Consider the following 12826-nt stretch of genomic DNA (forward strand, 5'->3'; position numbering starts at 1 on the left):
CCTTGATGTGCGCTCTGGCGCCGGCCTCGGCAAGGGGCGCCGCGCAAGCGCCACGCAAGCCTCGTGGCATGCGACTCATTAACCCACTATATATTGATCCTGTGGACGGACGACATGGCGCCCATTGTGTCCGTTAAGAGTTTAGTTACTGTATCTAGTAGGAGCGAGCCCCGGTCGGGGCGCCTGGGACTAGATGTTGAATCCCGAGGCGGGCGGGGCCGCATGAAGGCGGGTGGAGGTGAGCCGTGGGCTGGACCGATGAGCGCGTTGAGAACCTGAAGCGTCTTTGGCTGGACGGCCTGTCCGCCAGTCAGATCGCCAAACAATTGGGCGGAGTGACCCGCAACGCCGTGATCGGCAAGGTCCACCGGTTGGGCCTGTCGGGCCGAGCTGCGCCCTCGCAGCCTACCCGCCCGGTGTTCAAGGCCCCGCGGCCGCCGCGTCCGGTCGCCACCGCCCCGGCTCCGCGCCGGGTCGAGACGCCCGCTCAGCCGGCGCCGGTCCCGACCGTCTATGTGGAGGAGCCCGGCTCGGCCACCGTGCTGACCCTGGGCGCGCACATGTGCAAGTGGCCGATCGGCGACCCGTCCTCGGACGGCTTCACCTTCTGCGGACGCCGCGCCGGCGAAGGCCCCTATTGCATCGAGCACGCCCGGGTGGCCTATCAGCCGCAACAGCCCAAGAAGCGCTCCGGCGCCACCGAACTGGCCCGCTCGCTGCGGCGCTATATCTAGTTTTCGAGTTCAGTGAGCTTCCCGAGGGGGGAGCGGTGAGGCGGCGGCCATGATCTATCTCGTGCGTCATGGCCGGACGACCTACAACAACGAGGGGCGATTCCAGGGGGGACTGGACTCGCCCCTCACCGCCCTGGGCCTGGAGCAGGCCTCAGCCAACGGGCGGCTTCTCAAGCGGCTGATCGGCTCGCCCGAAGGCTGGCGCATCCAGGCCAGCCCGCTCGGGCGAACCATCCACACGGCCCGACTTCTCTGCGCCGAACTGGGTCCGGGCGTCGGTTTCGAGACCGATGCTCGCCTGGCCGAGGTCCGTCTTGGCGAGTGGGAAGCGCTGACCGACGAGGAGATCGAGTCCGCTTCGCCAGGCGCCCGGGCCGGGACCACCCGCTACGACTTCTTCTTCCGCGCCCCGGGCGGCGAGACCTATGAGGCCTTCGCCGCGCGCCTGGGCGACTGGCTGGCCGAGGCGCAGGCCGATGCAAAGCCGCGCATCGCCATATCGCACGGCGTCGCCGGCCGGGTGTTGCGCGGGCTTTATCTGGGCCTGGAGCCGGCCGAGGCCCTGCGCCAGGAGGCGCCGCAGGACGCGGTGTTCCGCCTGGCGGATGGGCGGGTGGAGAAGATCGCCGCCGGCTGAAGCGCTTTCCCGGCGCCCTTTCCCCGGCTCAGGCTTTTTCGCTATCCATGCCGGCCATGGTCTCGGGGAGTGTCGGAATGCGCAGGGTCTGGTTGTCTTTCGTCGCGGCGGCGGCGCTGTCGCTCGCCGAGGGTTCGGCCATGGCGGCGCATCCGACAGCCGATGCTCAGTTCAAGGCGATCTATTCGCGCGAATGGGCCTGGCGGAAGGCGCAGCTTTTGGTCGATGACGACGATACCGGCGGGCCGATCGAGGCGCACCTGCCGGACGTCAGCGCCAAGGCGCAGGGCCTGCGGCTGGCCTACTGGACCAAGACCCTGGGCGAGCTGGACCGGATCAAGCCCGCCGAACTCTCCAAAGGCGCCCAGGTCGACTACGCCGTCTATCGCGCCCAGATCGTCTCGCTGCTGAACGCCCAGAAATTCCGCGAGTGGGAGAAGCCGCTCAATTCCGACAGCTACTTCTGGGGCGACCTCGCCGGCGAGAGCCGCGAGACCTTCAAGACGGAAGCCGACTACAAGAACTTCCTGACCCAGCTGAACGAGGTCCCGCGGTATTTCGCCGACGAGACCGACAATATGCGCGCCGGCCTCGCCCGCGGCTTCACCCCGCCCAAGGTCACTCTGCAGGGCCGCGACGCCACCATCGCCGCGGTAGCCGAGGCCAAGGACCCGAAGGACACCACCTTCTACAAGCCGTTCGTCGACATGCCGGCGGCGATCCCGGCGGCCGAGCAGGCGGCGCTGCGGGCCGAGGCGATCAAGACGATCGCCGAGAAGGTGATCCCGGCGCACCAGGCGCTGCTGAAATTCATGCGCGAGGACTACCTGCCCCATGCGCAGGAGAGCCTGGCGGCCGAGGCCATGCCGGACGGCAAGGCCTATTACCAGTCCAAGATCCTCGAATTCGCCACGGTCGACCTGACCCCGGACCAGATCCACCAGATCGGCCTGTCGGAAGTGGCGCGCATCCATACCGAGATGCTGCAGGCGATGAAGGACTCCGGATTTTCCGGTGATTTCCCGGCCTTCCTGACCTTTCTGCGCACCGACAAGCGGTTCTACGCCCAGACGCCGGACGAGCTTTTGAAAGACGCCGCCTTCATCGCCAAGGAGTTCGATGGCAAGGCGGGGACCTGGTTCGGCCACCTGCCGCGCTCCCGGTTCGCCATCACGCCCGTGGCGCCCGAGATCGCCCCCTACTACACCGCCGGCCGTGGCGGGCCGGGGGTCTATCTGGTCAACACCTATGACCTGCCTTCACGTCCGCTCTATGCGCTTAGGGCGCTGACCCTGCACGAGTCCGCCCCCGGCCACGCTTTCCAGATCCCGTTGGCGGCGGAGAACAAGGCCCAGCCGGAGTTCCGACGCCGCAGCTACATCTCGGCCTATGGCGAGGGCTGGGCGCTCTATTGCGAGCAACTGGGCGACGAAATGGGCATGTACCCCACGCCCTATGACCGCTTCGGCATGCTGAGCTATCAGATGTGGCGGGCGGCGCGCCTGGTGGTCGACACCGGCGTGCACCACATGGGCTGGAGCCGCCAACAGGCTCAAGGCTACCTGCGCGACAACACCGCCCTCTCCGAGCGCGAGATCACCACCGAGGTCGACCGCTACATCTCCTGGCCCGGCCAGGCCCTGTCCTACTATCTGGGTGAGCTGCAGATCGAAAAGGCGCGGGCCAAGGCCGAGAAGGCCCTTGGGCCGAAGTTCAACATCCGCGCCTTCCACGATGCGGTGCTGGAGCTGGGCTCGGTGCCCCTGCCGGTGATCGACGCCCGCATCGACCGCTTCATCGCCGAGGGCGGCAAAGGCCCCTATCCGGACGAGGAATAGATTTCAGCGCGCCGCGTCGATCGCCGCCTGGGTCATCAGGGCCTGGCGCGTCTCGCGTACGTCATGCACGCGCACCGCGGCGACGCCGGCCCGGGCGCCGGCCAGGACCACGGCCAGCGAGCCGCCCAGGCGGTCTGCTGCGGTGGCGCCGGCGGGGTCTATCTTGCGGATCATGCTCTTGCGGCTGGCGCCCAAGAGCACCCGGTGGCCCAGGCCGACCAGCCGGTCCATATGAGCGATCAGGGCCAGGTTGTGCTCCAGCTTCTTGCCGAAGCCGACACCGGGATCGAGCCAGATGGCCTCGCGCCGGACGCCGGCGGCGACCGCGGCCTCGACCCGCTGCATCAGCCGAGCGGCCACGTCCTCGACCACGTCGTCATAGCGCGGGTCGTCCTGCATGGTCCGGGGATCGCCCAGCATGTGCATCAGGATCACCTCGCAGCCGAGCTCGGCTGCGGTCTCCGGGGCGCTGGGCGCGCCGAGGGCCATGACGTCGTTCCAGATGTTCGCGCCGGCCTCGATGGCCGCGCGGGCCACGGCCGGCTTCATGGTGTCGACCGAGATCGGGATGGCGCTCTCGGCACGGATCGCCCTGATCACCGGGATAACGCGAGCCAGCTCCTCGGCCTCGGACACGGGCGCCGCGCCGGGGCGGGTGGATTCGCCGCCTATGTCGAGCAGGTCGGCGCCCTCGGCGACCAGCCTGCGCGCATGCGAAACGGCGGCCGGCTCCTCAAGGAAACGACCGCCGTCGGAGAAGCTGTCGGGGGTGATGTTGACCACCCCCATGACCAAACAGCGCCCGGAGATCACGCCGGCTTGGGGTCGGCGTGGGTCAGGGGCACCGAGACCGAGGGGCCGATGGGCCGGCGGTCTTCCACGTCGTCGCGCACGGGCTTGATGCCCTTCATCACGTTGACGATCTCCTCGCCGCTCAGGGTCTCGTATTCCAGGAGCGCCTTGGCCAGGGTGTGCAGGTCGTCGAGCCGCTCGGACAGGATCCGGCGCGCCTCGTCCAGGCCCATCTGCACCAGGCGGCGAACCTCCATGTCGATCTTCTGGGCGGTGTCTTCGGAGACGTTCTGGGTGCGCGCTACAGAGTGGCCCAGGAACACCTCTTCCTGGTTGTCGCCGTAGGAAACCGTGCCCAGCAGGTCGGAATAGCCCCAGCGGGTGATCATGTTACGCGCCAGGCCGGTCGCGGCCTGGATGTCGCTGGACGCGCCCGAGGTGATCTTGTCCTTGCCGAAGATCAGCTCCTCCGCCACCCGGCCAGCCATCATGATCGCGAGGCGCGAGGTCATCTGCTGGTAGTTCATGGAATAGCGGTCGCCTTCCGGCAGCTGCATGACCATGCCGAGCGCGCGCCCGCGGGGGATGATGGTCGCCTTGTGCACCGGGTCGGCGCCCGGGACGGTCAGGGCCACCAGGGCGTGGCCGCCCTCGTGATAGGCGGTGTTCTTCTTCTCTTCCTCGCTCATGGCCATGGATTTGCGCTCGGCGCCCATCATGACTTTGTCCTTGGCCATCTCGAAGTCGTACATCGAGACCATGCGCTTGTTGCGCCGGGCGGCCATCAGGGCCGCCTCGTTGACCAGGTTGGCGAGGTCGGCGCCCGAGAAGCCGGGGGTGCCGCGGGCCAGGGTGCGGACATTGACGTCGCTGGCGAGGGGCACGTTGCGCATATGGACGCGGATGATCTTCTCGCGGCCGGTCACGTCGGGATTGGGCACCACCACCTGGCGGTCGAAGCGGCCGGGGCGCAGGAGGGCCGGATCCAGCACGTCGGGGCGGTTGGTCGCGGCCACCAGGATAATGCCCTCGTTGGCCTCGAAGCCGTCCATCTCGACCAGCAGCTGGTTCAGGGTCTGCTCGCGCTCGTCATTGCCGCCGCCCAGGCCGGCGCCGCGGTGACGGCCCACCGCGTCGATTTCGTCGATGAAGATGATGCAGGGGGCGTTCTTCTTGGCCTGCTCGAACATGTCGCGCACGCGGCTGGCGCCGACGCCGACGAACATTTCCACGAAGTCCGAGCCGGAGATGGTGAAGAAGGGCACGCCCGCCTCGCCCGCGACCGCGCGGGCCAGCAGGGTCTTGCCGGTGCCCGGAGGGCCGACCAGCAGGGCGCCCTTGGGGATCTTGCCGCCCAGCTTCTGGAACTTGCCGGGGTCCTTCAGGAAGTCGACGATTTCCGACAGCTCTTCCTTGGCCTCGTCCACCCCGGCGACGTCGTCGAAGGTGACGCGGTTCTTGTTTTCGGTCAGCAGGCGCGCCTTGGACTTGCCGAAGCCCATGGCTCCGCGGGCCCCGCCCTGCATCTGGCGCATGAAGAAGATCCACACGCCGGCGATCAGCAGGATCGGCAGCAGCTGCACCAGGATGGAGACCACGGGATTGCCGCCGATCGGCTTGACCCTGATGTCGGCCTGCGCCGTTTCCAGCTTCTTGACCAGCTCGTCCTGGTTTTCTGGCGTGGTCGCGGTGATCGTATGACTGTTGCCGACTTCGGCCTCGACCTGGTCGCCCTTGATCGTGGCCTGCTTCACATGGCCGGCGTCGACCTGATGCAGCAACTGCGAGTAGGTCACTTCCTCGCTGGCGGGCTTTCCGGTCGTCTGCATGATGCCGAACAGCGCCACGGCCACGATAATGATAAAGGCCCAGATCGCCAGATTACGCAGATTCATCAACCTCGCCCTCAATAGGCAGTCTTCAGACGTCCAAACATAGGACGCCCCACGTCATTCCGCCACGCGCGTCAACGCCGCGCCAGCAACTTCGCTCCGAAATTCCTGCGAGATCACGCCGCAGGCGCCCCAGAACCGGGTCTTGACCAGCGTTCGGGCCAAAAGGCCGCGGCAAGGTCCCAGAACCGGTGAACAGGCTTCGCCGGAAGCGCCGACAATCGCCGGCAGGCCCCCGCGCAGAGCCGCGGGCCACGCCCTTAGACTATCGCGCTGGTCTTTACAAAGCCTCGCCGCGCGGCCGGCCAGGGGCAGGACCTGGGCGGCGGCGTCCGAGCGGTTCTCGATTTCGAAGCGGCCGTCCCAGACGCCGGTCTCGCCCGGCGCCAGCTGGAGGCCGGGTAAGGCGTGGCGGCGATAGGCGCCGGCTTCGCGCGCGAGACGGATATCGTGGTCGGCTTCCAGCCGCACGCCGGCGAGGGTGGTGATCCAGGTGCGGGTCCCGGCCAGGCGGGCGACCAGGGCTTCCAGCCGCTCCCGCCGCGGCGGGGCCTCGCCGCCGCCGACCGAGGCCAGGGCGGCGGAGAGCAGGCGGCGGGCGATGTCGGGCGGCGTAGCGACGAGGCTCGCACGATCGAAGGCGAGGCCGCCGGCGTCGTCTGCCCGCGCGGAAGCGGCGAGGACGGCCAAGGCTTCAATGTCCCGGTCCTGCGGCAGGGGCGGCAGGGTCTCGCTCCCCAGCCGTAGGCGGGCGCGGGCCCGCGGCGAGGCCGGGTCGACATTGGCCGGGTCCTCGATCCAGGCCAAGCCCAAGGGCTCCAGGCGCGCGCGGATCTCGGCCCGGCGCAGGCCGAGCAGGGGGCGCAGCAGGAAGACGCCGCGGCCTTCGGGCCAGACCGGCGAGGGGCTCCATTCGCGCAGCCAGCCGAGGCTGGAGCCCTCGGCGCGCATCAGTTCGGCCTCCAGGCGGTCGTCGGCGGTGTGGCCGAACACCACGACCTCGGCGCCCCTGGCGCGGGCGGCTTCGGCGATCAGGGCGTGGCGGGCGCGGCGGGCGGCGGCGGCGAGGCCACGTCGGGGCTTCTCGCCGGTCCAGGCGAGGACGGCGAAGTCGGCGCCGAGCTGGCGCGCCGTCGCCTCCGCCTGCCGCGTCCAGGCGCTGCTGTCGGCCTGGAGGCCGTGGTCAACGTGCAGGGCGATGACCGGCCGCTCGGCCCTGCGCGCCCAGGCCAGGGTCGCGACCAGGGCGGCGAGGGAATCCCCGCCGCCGGAATAGGCGACGGCGATGGGGCGGCGGCTGTCCGGCGCGAGCTTCCGGTCGAAGGCGGGAGTGATCAGATTGGAAACAGGCGGCTCCAAGTCACCACCGCCTCACCGCCCGCACTGCGCCTGCTGGCGGACGGCGGCGGCGCGGGACTTGGTGGCGGGCGGCGCCTTGGGGTATTTGCGCTCCAGCTCGTGCAGGGCGGCGCAGGCGTCGTCGGGCTTGTTCAGCTTGATCAGGGCCTGGGACATGTCGATCACCGCGTCGGGGGCCCAGGCGGTCTTGGGCCAGCCGCGGATCGAGGCGATCGAGGCCTCGGCGGCGCCGGCATAGTCGCCCTCGGCATATTTGACCTTGCCCAACCAGTAGCGGGCGGTGGGGGCGCTGGGCTGGTCGCCATAGCGGTCCAGATAGGCCTGGAGCGCGGCCGCCGCGCCCGGATAGTCGCCGCTGAGCATCAGTTGCCGGGCCTGGTCGTAGGCCGACTTGGCGTCGACGGCGGCCGCCGGGCCAGTGGCCGCCGGCGGGACCGCCGCCGCGTTGGCCGGGGGTGCAGGCGGCGGGGGCGGGGCGGTGAGCAGGGCGACGGTCTTTTCCAGCTTGTCCATTCGATCGGACAGGGCCCCGGCGGCGGCCTGGGCGGTGGCGGCGTCCTGCCTGGCCTGGTCGGCGCGGTGGCCCAGCTCCTCCACCTGGCCGGTCAGGCCGCGCAGGGTGGTCTCCAGGTCGTCCAGCTTGGTCTGCAGGGCGGCGACCTCGGGGTCGGGCCCGGCGTCCTTGATCTCCACCGGCTTGCCGGTGGCCCTGGCCTGCAGGACGATCGAGCGCACCTCGTTGACCTCGCGCTCCAGCCGGTCGAGGCGCTTCTTCGGCGGCTCGTTGGGGTCGAATTGCGGCGCTGCGGCCGCCCCGCCGCCCGCGGACTGGGCGTGGACGGGCGAGCCGATCATAAGCCCGAACAGGGCAAGGGCGCAGGCGGAGCGGAGAAGAGGCTGCATCAGTCGATATGACCTGGAGGCGGGGTCCGAAATACGGCGATGACCCCTGGCGTGAACCAGGGGTCATCTGAACCGGGTACAGAAGCTCCGGCGGCCCTACTGGGCGCCGGCGGTGATCGCGGTATGGCCGTTGCGGTTATGCGCCCAGGCGTCCTCGCCCGTGCCCGGATCCACCGGCCGTTCCTTGCCGTAGGAGACGGTCTCGATGCGCGAGGCGGCGACGCCGTGGGCGACCAGGAAGTCGCGCACCGCATTGGCCCGGCGGCCGCCCAGGGCGAAGTTGTATTCGCGGGTGCCGCGCTCGTCGCAATTGCCTTCGATGCGCACCTTCACCTGCGGATACTTGGTCAGCCAGCCCGCCTGGGCGGTCAGCACCGGCTCAGCGTCGGCTCTGATGTTGTACTGGTCGAGGTCGAAATAGACCCGGTCGCCGGCGTTGACCACGAAGTCCTGGATCGAGCCCGGGGCCGGGCCGACCGGGGCCTGGGCCACGGGGGCCGGCGGCGGGGGCGGCGGCGGCGCGGGGGCCGGAGCCGGGGGCGGGGCCGGCGGCGGCTCGGGCGCCGGCTTGGGATGGGAGGCGCATGCGGCGATGGAGATGGCCGCCCCGGCGACCAGCGCCAGCCTGATGGTCCGCCGAACGTCGAAAGTCATGCGCGTGCTCCTTGGCAGTAGGATCTCGACCAACCTTTGCAGGTCAAAACGTGGCTTCTATAGGACGAACCGGCCCGCAAAATCCTCACAAGCTGGAAACAATATGCGCGAGGGCGGTATCCGGTTCAATTTAACAGCGGCGACCAGGCCGGATCGTCGGCGGCGCCCGGATAAGGCTCAGCCTGCTCCACCCGGCCGCTGACGTCGACGGTCCAGAGGCGGGGCGAGCCACCGGGCTGCTGGCGGAAGAACATCAGCACCCGGCCGTTGGGGGCCCAGGTCGGGCCCTCGTCCAGATAGGCGGTGGTCAGGATGCGCTCGCCCGAGCCGTCCGGCCGCATCACCCCGATGTGGAAGGTGTTCCCTGTCTGCTTGGTGAAGGCGATCAGGTCGCCGCGGGGCGACCAGACCGGGGTGGTGTAGCGGCCCTCGCCGAAGGAGATGCGATGCTGGCCGGACCCGTCGGCGTTCATCACATAGATCTGCGGGCTGCCGCCGCGGTCGGAGTTGAACACCAGCTTGGAGCCGTCGGGCGAATAGGCGGGCGAGGTGTCGATCGAAGGATCGGCGGTCAGGCGCTTCAGCGCCCGCGAGCGCAGGTCCATGACGAAGATGTCGGTGTTGCCGCGCTCCTCGATGGAAAAGGCGACCTGGTTGCCGTCGGGCGAGAAGCGGGGGGCGAACACCATGCCCTTGAACCGGCCCAGGGTCTCCTGGCGGCCGGTCTCGATGTTGAACAGGTAGAGCGAGGCCCCGTCGTCGCGTAGCGACATGTAGGTGATTTCCTGCGTCGCCGCGGAGAACCTCGGGGTGAAGACCTGGGTCGCGCCCTCGGTCAGATAGCTGGGATTGGCGCCATCCTGGTCCATGATCGCCAGGCGCCGGACCCGCTTAGCCTTCGGGCCGCTCTCGGCCACGAACACCACCCGGCTGTCGAAATAGCCCTTCTCGCCGGTCAGCTTCTCATAGACCTGGTCCGAGATCTTGTGCGCCACCCGCCGCCAGTTGTCGGGGGTTGAGGTCAGGGTCATGCCGCCGCCGGCGGCGGTGAGCGGGATCTGCTTCTGCGAAAACACGTCCCACAGGGCGAAATCCACATGCAGGCGGCCGTCCGCGTCCAGGCTGGTGCGGCCGATGATCAGGGCCTGGGCGTTGATCTGCTTCCAGGCCGAGAAGGCCGGGGGCTGGTTCACGTTCAGGCTGTTGTCGGTGAAGGTGGCCGGGTCCAGCGGCTTGAACAGGCCCGAGCGCTGCAGGTTCGCCGTGATCACCTTGGCGATGTCGTCGCCATAGGGCGCCGACCCGCTGAAGCTGGGGATGGCGATCGGCAGGGGCTGCACCGCGGCCTGGTTGACGTCGACGGTGATGTCGGCGCGGGCGGGCGCGGTCGCTAGCCCGGCCAGGCAGAGGGCTGCGAGCAACAGGCGGATGAGAAGCATTGGCCGCATGATCAGGTCACCTCGACTCATCTTTGACCGCAGGCTTGTCTAGCATTGAAGTTCACCGTGATCCTGGGGCCATAGAGCTGGTGCGGCAGGTTCTGGAACGGCGCCGCCTGGCCGACGGCGCTCTTGGCGCGGTCAGAGGCCGCACGCATCACCGGATCGCTGGCGCCGTCGCCGGAAGACTGCACGTCACCGAGCACGCCGCCATTGGGGGCCAGGCGGAAGCTGACCTTGATATTGGCGTCGGCCCCGCCTGAAACGTCGCAATTAGGGTTCCAGATCCGTTGCAGCTCGGCGGCCATCGAGGCGAGGGCTCCTGTGGAGGCCACGTCGCTGGCGCCGGCGGTGGCCTGGGCCTGGACGGCGGTGGCGGGTTTGGGCGGGCCCTTGGCGGCCGAGGACTTCTGGGCGCCGGCCGCGCGCTTGGCGGCGGGGGCCAGGCTCTTGGCCAGGGCGTCGAGGTCCAGGCTCTTCTCTTCCTTGGCCGGCTGGGGCTTCTGCGGCGAGGGCGCTGGCTTGGGCGGCGCCGGGACCGGCTTGGCCGGCGGAGGCTTGGGCTGCGGCGGCGCCGGCTGGGGCACGGGCGCCGGTTCGGGCGCGGCAGTCTGGGCCGGGGCCTGCGGCGTGGGCTCGGGCGTCTGAGCCGGCGAGACGTCCGGCGACTGAGCGGCGTTCTTCAGCGCGCCTTGCTCTTCCGAGGTGATCAGGGTCACCGGCACCACGTCGCCCATCTTCAAGGGGTGGCTCAGCCAGGGCAGGGCGAGCAGGCCGAACGCCAGCACCGCTGCGTGGAGCAGGACCGAGCCGGCCGCCGCCGGAAGCTGCGAGGAGCGCTCGCGCGTCATCAGTGGGCTCCGTAGCCCTCGTTGCCCGGCAAGGGGGCGACCTTTTCAAGGCCGGAGGATGGCCCGCCGGTGTCGGTCATGAGGCCGATCGAGGTGAAGCCCGAGGCCGAGAGGCTGGCCATCACCTGGGCGACGATGGCGTAGGGGGCCTTGCCGTCGGCCCGCACATAGACCGGCTTTTGCGTCCCGCTGTCGGCCAGGGCCCTCATGCGCGGGGCGAGGTCGGCGAAGGGCACTTCGGTGGCCTGCAGGAACAGGATCCCGTCGGCGCGGATGGTCACGGTCAGGGGCTCGTTGGGATTGCTGAGCGGATTGGCCTCGGTCTTGGGCAGCTCCACCGGCACCCCGGCGGTGAGCAGGGGGGCGGAGACCATGAAGATGATCAGCAGCACCAACATCACGTCCACCAGGGGCGTGACGTTGATCTCGGCCAGGGCGCGGCGGCCGCGGCCTCTGCCCCTGCGCCGGCCGCGCCGGGCGTCGGAGGAGTCGAGCGAAAGGGCCATGCCGGATCAGCCCCGCTCGGACAGGCGCTTGGCGATCGCCGCCGCCAGTTCGTCGGCGAAGCCGCCCAGCCGGTCGGCGAACTTGCCGGCGTCGGCGGAGAACTTGTTGTAGAAGATGTAGGCCGGGATGGCCGCGGCCAGGCCCACGGCGGTGGCGAACAGAGCCTCGGCGATCGAGGGGGCCACCACGGCCAGGCTGGTGTTCTTCTGGGCGGCGATCGACTGGAAGGCGTGCATGATGCCCCAGACGGTGCCGAACAGGCCGATGAACGGCGAGGCGGTGGCGACGATGGCCAGGGAGCTCAACCCCGCCTCGACCCGGGCGCTCTCGCGGGCGACGATGATATCCATGCCGCGGTCGATACGCTGCATCAGGAACGCGACCTGGCTTTCGTCCATGGCCGCGCGGCGGCTCTCGCGCCAGGTGCGCATGGCCAGCTGCAGGATGCGCGGCATGGCGCCGGCGGGGTTCTCGCCGGCCTCGGCGGCGATGTCGTCCAGCGGCCGGCCGGAGCCGACCTTGTCCTCGAACTGGTCGGCTTCCTTGTTCAGGGCCGAGAAGCGGAACCACTTGTCGATGATCACGGTCCAGGACCACAGCGAGGCAAGGACCAGGCCGACCATCACGCCCTTGACCACCCAGTCGGCGCGCATGAACACCGAAATGATCGAGAAGTTGTCGCTGCTCAGGGTGCTCTGGACCGCATCCATAGGCTTGAGGGCTCCGAACTTAAGGCCTGTGCGGGCGATGCCCGGCCGAGGTGGTGAAACTAAGGCGGCTATTTTGCAAGCCAGGGAGAAATGGCTTCGACCAGACCCGCCGGCGGCTTGCGCGGGCGACCGCTGAGGCTGATGCAGGCGGCCTCGACCGCGGCCTGAGCGATCAGGGTCTCGGCCCGCAGGATCTTCTGGCTGATCATCAGGCGGGGACCCTTGACGGTGTCATAGGTGGTGCGGACCTCGAGCGCGTCATCGATCCGCGCCGGCTGGCGAAAGTCGATGGCCAGGCGCGTGACCACGAAGGCGGCGGGATCGTCGCGCTCCAGGAGGTCGGTATGGCTGACGCCGGCCACGCGCAGGAAGTCTGAGCGGCCGCGCTCGAAATAGCGGACATAGTTGGCGTGATAGACCACCCCCGTGAAGTCGGTGTCCTCGTAATAGACGCGGACCGGCAGCACGTGTTCCCGGCCTTCGAAGATCCCGGCGGTAGGGGCGGTCATG

General features: G+C 69.3%; 13 protein-coding genes. 3 read left to right on the forward strand and 10 right to left on the reverse strand.

Translation table 11 applies throughout. From position 1 onward, the window contains the following. The first annotated feature begins 245 nt into the window (after window positions 1-245). The 3 genes from gcrA to KCG34_RS19005 all read left to right on the forward strand — a co-directional run bounded on the left by gcrA (window position 246) and on the right by KCG34_RS19005 (window position 3209). Window positions 246-734, forward strand: a complete 489-nt coding sequence (gene gcrA / locus KCG34_RS18995) for a cell cycle sigma 70 cofactor GcrA (RefSeq protein WP_211937181.1) — start codon at window positions 246-248, stop codon at window positions 732-734. A 49-nt stretch (window positions 735-783) separates the two neighbouring features. Then, a complete protein-coding gene (locus KCG34_RS19000; RefSeq protein WP_211937182.1) occupies window positions 784-1371 on the forward strand; it encodes a histidine phosphatase family protein in 588 nt (195 codons plus the stop codon). Between the two features lie 140 nt (window positions 1372-1511). Further along, window positions 1512-3209, forward strand: coding sequence for a DUF885 domain-containing protein (locus tag KCG34_RS19005; RefSeq protein WP_249138081.1), 1698 nt, complete (start codon window positions 1512-1514; stop codon window positions 3207-3209). A 3-nt stretch (window positions 3210-3212) separates the two neighbouring features. Here KCG34_RS19005 and folP read toward each other — a convergent pair whose 3' ends face one another. From folP to ybgC, 10 genes are all read right to left on the reverse strand, one after another. After that, on the reverse strand, window positions 3213-3998 hold the full coding sequence (folP, locus tag KCG34_RS19010; RefSeq protein ID WP_211937184.1) for a dihydropteroate synthase: 786 nt from the start codon (window positions 3996-3998) through the stop codon (window positions 3213-3215). Between the two features lie 20 nt (window positions 3999-4018). After that, entirely contained in the window at window positions 4019-5896 is a 1878-nt protein-coding gene (ftsH, locus tag KCG34_RS19015; RefSeq protein WP_211937185.1) for an ATP-dependent zinc metalloprotease FtsH, read from the reverse strand. Between the two features lie 54 nt (window positions 5897-5950). Further along, window positions 5951-7252 carry a tRNA lysidine(34) synthetase TilS gene (tilS, locus tag KCG34_RS19020; RefSeq protein WP_249138082.1) on the reverse strand — a complete coding sequence of 434 codons (1302 nt, stop codon included), beginning with the start codon at window positions 7250-7252 and terminating at the stop codon, window positions 5951-5953. A 12-nt stretch (window positions 7253-7264) separates the two neighbouring features. Further along, window positions 7265-8155, reverse strand: coding sequence for a tol-pal system protein YbgF (ybgF, locus tag KCG34_RS19025; RefSeq protein WP_211937186.1), 891 nt, complete (start codon window positions 8153-8155; stop codon window positions 7265-7267). Between the two features lie 96 nt (window positions 8156-8251). Beyond that, entirely contained in the window at window positions 8252-8809 is a 558-nt protein-coding gene (gene pal, locus KCG34_RS19030) for a peptidoglycan-associated lipoprotein Pal (RefSeq protein WP_211937187.1), read from the reverse strand. Between the two features lie 125 nt (window positions 8810-8934). Further along, the gene (gene tolB / locus KCG34_RS19035; protein WP_376788225.1) at window positions 8935-10248 is read right to left on the reverse strand and encodes a Tol-Pal system beta propeller repeat protein TolB; all 1314 of its coding nucleotides are present in this window, start codon (window positions 10246-10248) and stop codon (window positions 8935-8937) included. A 26-nt stretch (window positions 10249-10274) separates the two neighbouring features. Next, the gene (gene tolA / locus KCG34_RS19040) at window positions 10275-11099 is read right to left on the reverse strand and encodes a cell envelope integrity protein TolA (RefSeq protein ID WP_211937189.1); all 825 of its coding nucleotides are present in this window, start codon (window positions 11097-11099) and stop codon (window positions 10275-10277) included. Continuing rightward, complete coding sequence (locus KCG34_RS19045; RefSeq protein ID WP_211937190.1) at window positions 11099-11605, reverse strand: ExbD/TolR family protein; 507 nt, start codon at window positions 11603-11605, stop codon at window positions 11099-11101. Before KCG34_RS19045 ends, tolA begins: the two co-directional genes overlap by 1 nt. Before the next feature lie 6 nt (window positions 11606-11611). Beyond that, window positions 11612-12316 (reverse strand): protein TolQ, encoded by a 705-nt coding sequence (tolQ, locus tag KCG34_RS19050; RefSeq protein WP_211937191.1) that lies wholly within the window; start codon window positions 12314-12316, stop codon window positions 11612-11614. Between the two features lie 68 nt (window positions 12317-12384). Then, window positions 12385-12825 (reverse strand): tol-pal system-associated acyl-CoA thioesterase, encoded by a 441-nt coding sequence (ybgC, locus tag KCG34_RS19055; protein WP_305825977.1) that lies wholly within the window; start codon window positions 12823-12825, stop codon window positions 12385-12387. Between the last annotated feature and the right edge of the window lies 1 nt (window position 12826).

It is taken from the genome of Phenylobacterium montanum (genome assembly GCF_018135625.1).
Classification (GTDB): Bacteria; Pseudomonadota; Alphaproteobacteria; order Caulobacterales; family Caulobacteraceae; genus Poindextera; species Poindextera montana.

What these genes read in the sequence shown, in the direction of transcription:
- KCG34_RS19045 (WP_211937190.1), bottom strand. Translation starts at nt 11,605, where the DNA reads ATGGCCCTTTCGCTCGACTCCTCCGACGCCCGGCGCGGCCGGCGCAGG.
- KCG34_RS19005 (WP_249138081.1), top strand. Translation starts at nt 1,512, where the DNA reads ATGGCGGCGCATCCGACAGCCGATGCTCAGTTCAAGGCGATCTATTCG.
- ybgF (WP_211937186.1), bottom strand. Translation starts at nt 8,155, where the DNA reads ATGCAGCCTCTTCTCCGCTCCGCCTGCGCCCTTGCCCTGTTCGGGCTT.
- ybgC (WP_305825977.1), bottom strand. Translation starts at nt 12,825, where the DNA reads ATGACCGCCCCTACCGCCGGGATCTTCGAAGGCCGGGAACACGTGCTG.
- tolB (WP_376788225.1), bottom strand. Translation starts at nt 10,248, where the DNA reads ATGCTTCTCATCCGCCTGTTGCTCGCAGCCCTCTGCCTGGCCGGGCTA.
- KCG34_RS19000 (WP_211937182.1), top strand. Translation starts at nt 784, where the DNA reads ATGATCTATCTCGTGCGTCATGGCCGGACGACCTACAACAACGAGGGG.
- pal (WP_211937187.1), bottom strand. Translation starts at nt 8,809, where the DNA reads ATGACTTTCGACGTTCGGCGGACCATCAGGCTGGCGCTGGTCGCCGGG.
- ftsH (WP_211937185.1), bottom strand. Translation starts at nt 5,896, where the DNA reads ATGAATCTGCGTAATCTGGCGATCTGGGCCTTTATCATTATCGTGGCC.
- tolA (WP_211937189.1), bottom strand. Translation starts at nt 11,099, where the DNA reads ATGACGCGCGAGCGCTCCTCGCAGCTTCCGGCGGCGGCCGGCTCGGTC.
- tolQ (WP_211937191.1), bottom strand. Translation starts at nt 12,316, where the DNA reads ATGGATGCGGTCCAGAGCACCCTGAGCAGCGACAACTTCTCGATCATT.
- folP (WP_211937184.1), bottom strand. Translation starts at nt 3,998, where the DNA reads ATGGGGGTGGTCAACATCACCCCCGACAGCTTCTCCGACGGCGGTCGT.